Source organism: Mesorhizobium sp. M5C.F.Ca.IN.020.32.2.1 (assembly GCF_004023105.1).
Lineage (GTDB): Bacteria > Pseudomonadota > Alphaproteobacteria > Rhizobiales > Rhizobiaceae > Mesorhizobium > Mesorhizobium wenxiniae.
Genome location: NZ_RZSX01000528.1, coordinates 1 through 4,565, shown reverse-complemented (window position 1 = coordinate 4,565; position 4,565 = coordinate 1). Strand labels below are relative to the sequence as shown.

Here is a 4,565-nt window from a genome sequence, read left to right as displayed (position 1 = left end):
GGGCCGGACGCCTTGGCGCCGAAAACAGGGTCAATTCGCCCGTTCACCAGCACGCTTTCATTCGGCTTTTCAGGCGCTGAAATCCCGATCGGATTCTGAAAATTTTCCGATGTTTTGGCGACCGACCTTTTCCATGCTGGCCCTTTGAAAGGTCCTCGAATGGGGCGCCCAGGGAAAAACCCGACCACTGGTAGCGCAGGAGAACTTCGACGCCGGCCAGGTCGACTACGCGCAGTCGCACTATGACCGGGCCGCCGACCTTGCCCGCAAGGGCATTAACGCCAAATCGTCGCTGGATGAGGCCAGGAACGATCTCGACAAGGCCAAGCAGCAACTGGCCGCGGCCGAGCAGGGCATCCTCAGCGCCAGGGCTGCGCTTGGCGGCAATCCCGATATCGAGACCGACAAGCATCGACCGTGATGGCGGCGCTCGCCGCACGCGACAAGGCTGCCTGCGATTTGGGGCAGACCACCGTCAGGGCGCCGGCCGCCGGCATCATCAGCCAGGCTGCCTCGTTCAAGGTCGGCCAGTATGTCGGCTCGGGTACGCCGCTGTTTTCGCTGGTCGAGACCGGCGACACCCGGATCGACGCCAATTTCAAAGAAATCCAGCTCACCAATATTAAGCCCGGTCAGAAGGCTGGAATCGTGGTCGACACCTGTCCGGGCAAGACGTTCGAAGCCACGGTCAAGGCGATCGGCGCCGGCACGGGGGCCGAGTTCTCGCTGTTGCCCGCCCAAAACGCCACCGGCAACCGGGTCAAGGTCACCCAGCGCATTCCGTACGCCTGCAACTGGCCGATGCCGACGCCAAGATGGCGCTGCGCACCGGCATGAGTGCGACCGCCACGGTGGACACCGGCGTTTCCCGCGGGCTTCCGAGCATCTTCGGCCACGCCACGGCGGGTGAGGCGCAATAGACCACCTCGGTCCATCGGATGGTGAAGCCTGAGACTACGTCAATGACTTCAAGCTGCTGATGATGATGACGCTGCCATCCCGTTTGTTTTCCTGCTGCGCGAGCCAAAGGCAGGTCCGACCGCCGGTCCCGCGCATATGGACTGACGGCTTGTCGACGTGCCGGACACACCTCCTATCTGCCCAGAACAAGGCTCCAGTAGCGCAGCGAGCTGTCGCGGCCGTCCCGCACATAGGCCAGACCGAAGCGGGTGAAGCGCGGGTCGAGCATGTTGCGGCGGTGGCCGGCCGAATGCATCCAGATGTCGAACAGCTTCTGCTGATCGAAACGGCCCTCGGCGATGTTTTCGGCGGCAGCACCGCTAATGCCGTTGCCCTTGACGCGCGAGGCGAATCCCTTGCCCCAGCCTGTGGTATGGGTCATGCGGCCGCCGCGCGCCATATAGCCGGACTGCTGCAGGGCTGCCTGTTCGAGCTGAGGGTCGGGGAGAAGCGGCACGAGGCCGGCTGAGGCACGGATGCCTGCCAGTGTGCCGACGGCGGAGGCGGAGACCCCGGCGCCTTCGCCGGTGGGCAGCACAGTGGCGCAGGCAGCGAGCCCGGCCAGTGCAGCAAGGCCGGCAGCTCTAAATAGCATTCGCCTGTTAAAGTTTGATCGGGCATCGGAATTTTCGATTTTGGCAACGGTCATGCCCGACTGACATAGCGGTGATCATGGCTTTTGCCGGGCCGGCGCTCAAAAATCTCGCTCACTGCGCGCTTAGCCGTCCGCGAACCCTGCTGACTGCACGCTATGGCGCGGTATTCTCCAAGATAGTCACCCAACCACCGCCGATAGCCGCATTGCTCTCGACAAAAGCACTCCTGCCGCAGGCCGCTAGCCGGCAGACACTTCAGCGGCAAGGTCTACAGCAGCAAGATCCAACTGACGGACGGCGGCAAGAAGCTCAACGTGCGCGGCTACATTGGTGTCTCAATGCTCGGTCGCTCGCAGATTTGGGTGCGTCAGGAATAAGGCACCAGGATCGACAGGAAATCTGTCGATCCAGAGACAATCATATGGAAAGAAAACGTCATGAGCCGTCATCGTCGATCGATACAGGGCATCAGCGCGGACGGAATCTCAAAAAGATATCGTCACCCTCTGTAGCGCCGGCGGCCAAGGCCGCTCGATGAACAGTCGAGATCTCCCGGTGGGCTCTCGGGGAGCTGCTGATACCAAACTCAGCTTAGTTTCGGATCGGGCTATAAGGCATTTGCCGAATATGGCGGCGCCGTCGCATCTTTCTGCTTGCCGCCCTATTTCACCAAGGACGGGGCCGCCGGAATGAAGGCCAGCTTTCGGGGACCGGCAAGGAACCGGTCAGCGACTGACATCGCGTCGTTGCCGGAATGCCGCCGTCGAGGAACGAGAAGGCACTGGCTGGGTGTTGATGGCCACATCGGGAGGTGAACCCATGGAACCGCGCGCCAAGGAACAGGAGAACCTTTCCCGACTCGAACGGGCCGCGCAACAGACTGCTGATCCAGAAACTTTGGAACAGAAGGCGAAAAAGCCCGAGGAAAAATTCCGCTTCAGCCTTCGCAAGCAAGATGTCTGGTGGACGGTTGGTTTCGCTGCCGCCGCCTTGCTGCTTTTTGGCATCCAAGTCCTGATCAATTGGCGCTTAGAATGGCTTGATGCGCCTTTGCGCATTCGCGTGCTGAACTACGTCAGGGGCGGCCTTCTCATTTTCGTTATGCTGACCGTTGCCAATGTTATCGAAGTCTTTCTCATTGGCCGAATTCCCAATCGTGTTTCGCGTTTCAACCTGCAACGTATTTTTCGATTGGTCGTCGTCGTCGCCATCGTCTTCGTGGCCATTTCGGTCTTATTTGTGAACTGGTACGCTGCGGTTGTTTCACTCGGCCTGATTTCACTGATTCTCGGCTTTGCGCTGCAAATGCCGATCTCCAGTTTCATCGCCTGGATTTATATTCTGGCCAGGGCGCCTTATCGCGTTGGCGACCGCATTCGCATCGGCGATGCCCATGGCGATGTCATTGATGTCAGCTATCTCGACACGACGTTATGGGAATTCGGCGGCGAACATCTTTGGACCGATCATCCAAGCGGACGCGTCATCAAGTTTCCGAACTCCACCGTGTTTGACACGCCGGTCTTCAACTATTCCTGGCCGCTGTTTCCCTATGTCTGGAACGAAATCAAGTTCCAGCTCGCTTATGAAAGCGATCTGGAATTCGTAGCGAAAACCATGAGAGAGGTCGTTGACGAGCAGATCGGCGACATCATGAGCCAGAAGGTGAAGGTCTATAAGCACATCCTGTCGCAAACGCCGGTGGACGAACTCGAAGTGAAGGAGCATCCCGTGGTTCATTTTCGCGTCAGTGAAAACACCTGGCTCGAGGCCATCGTGCGTTACCTCGTGCCGCCGAAGGAAGCGGGACGCACCAAAACACGCTTGATCAAGGAAATGCTGGCGCGAATGAATGCAAAACCCGATCGCGTGCTGTTTCCGAAGAGCAATTTGAGGTGAACTTCCTCACGCCCGCCCGCGTCGCGGCAGACAAGCCTGGATGACAGACTATAAGGGCTCCGTTGATCGGGCTCGTGCATGGATGTATCGCGGGGACAATTCGCTGATCCGGTATCTGCAGGGCAATAGTGCGAGCTGGCGGGGCTTTCATGCATGACAACACCCGTTCTTCGCCGGGTGCACCCATTTCCGGGAGCCGAATGCATGCGAGATTGTCGCGGATGAAATCAGCCCTGATGGCTGGTGCCGCTTTTACAAGGCCGCGGCCCGGCCTGATCAGTCGAGCCGTCCTGGTATAACACACCCCCAACCGACAACACTGTATCACCGTTCCTCTGGCGGCTTGAGGTGCCGGAATTGCATCAGCAGCAGCAGGTCATAAATGATCTTTAGGGCACCGCAGATCAGGAGGGGCCATGCCCGGAACGAGGCAGCGAACAGAGCGCCCGCCAAGGCGGGACTGGCTGCGGCGGCTAGGCTGCGCGGGACAGATGTGAAGCTCGCAGCCGTCGCCCGCTCTGCCTCCGTGACGACGGCCATGACGTAAGACGATCGCGTCGGGACGTCCATCTGCGAAAGCGCAGCGCGGATCAACAGCAGGGCGAGTGCCAGAGGCAGCGTGGGCGCAAGCGCCGCCAACATCAGAGCAATGCTGGACGGAATGTGAGTGAACACCATCGTGTTGATGAGCCCGATGTGCCGGGACAGCCAAGCAGCAACGGGGAATGAGAACGCCGAAAGTACCCCGGACCAGAAGAAGAAAAAGCCCGCTTCCGAGAGCGACAGGTCGAATGTTTCGAAAAGCCACAGGGCAAGCAGCGACTGGACGACGAAGCCGCCGGCGAAGGCATCAAGGCTAAAAAGGGCCGCGAGCTTGAACACAATATTGCGCGAGGGGCCGAGCGCGGACGCGGTGCCGGAGTCCGACGCTGGACGGCGCTGCGGGATCCGCGCGTAGAGAAGGCCGCCGAGCAGGCCCAGAAATGCATAGAGCACGAACATCGCCTTGATGCCGGTGAGTTGGTCGAAGGCGGCTGGAGCCAGAAGATCAGGTGTCGCCGAAGCAAGCGCGCCAACCGCGCCTGCGAGCGCACCCACCAGGCTGTAACG

Annotated in this window: 3 protein-coding genes and 2 pseudogenes; 3 read left to right on the top strand and 2 right to left on the bottom strand. The window is 60.1% G+C overall.

The genetic code is table 11. The annotated features are described in order from the left end of the window. Window positions 1-193 precede the first annotated feature (193 nt). Window positions 194-920, top strand: a pseudogene (locus EOA86_RS23490) (HlyD family secretion protein); the annotation flags it as partial. A gap of 173 nt (window positions 921-1,093) precedes the next feature. On the opposite strand, the gene EOA86_RS23485 reads toward EOA86_RS23490, so the two are convergent. Next, on the bottom strand, window positions 1,094-1,609 hold the full coding sequence (locus tag EOA86_RS23485; RefSeq protein WP_128343836.1) for a CAP domain-containing protein: 516 nt from the start codon (window positions 1,607-1,609) through the stop codon (window positions 1,094-1,096). A 216-nt stretch (window positions 1,610-1,825) separates the two neighbouring features. On the opposite strand from EOA86_RS23485, the pseudogene EOA86_RS23480 reads away from it, so the two are divergent. Together EOA86_RS23480 and EOA86_RS23475 are read left to right on the top strand one after the other, a co-directional pair. After that, window positions 1,826-1,933 (top strand): annotated as a pseudogene (locus tag EOA86_RS23480) (DUF2147 domain-containing protein); the annotation flags it as partial. Between the two features lie 442 nt (window positions 1,934-2,375). Continuing rightward, the gene (locus tag EOA86_RS23475; protein WP_128343834.1) at window positions 2,376-3,455 is read left to right on the top strand and encodes a mechanosensitive ion channel family protein; all 1,080 of its coding nucleotides are present in this window, start codon (window positions 2,376-2,378) and stop codon (window positions 3,453-3,455) included. Between the two features lie 324 nt (window positions 3,456-3,779). Here the strand turns inward: EOA86_RS23475 and EOA86_RS23470 are convergent. Then, window positions 3,780-4,565 (bottom strand): MFS transporter (locus EOA86_RS23470; RefSeq protein ID WP_128343833.1); only part of this gene is annotated, 786 nt, incomplete at its 5' end.

What these genes read in the sequence shown, in the direction of transcription:
- EOA86_RS23485 (WP_128343836.1), bottom strand. Translation starts at nt 1,609, where the DNA reads ATGACCGTTGCCAAAATCGAAAATTCCGATGCCCGATCAAACTTTAAC.
- EOA86_RS23475 (WP_128343834.1), top strand. Translation starts at nt 2,376, where the DNA reads ATGGAACCGCGCGCCAAGGAACAGGAGAACCTTTCCCGACTCGAACGG.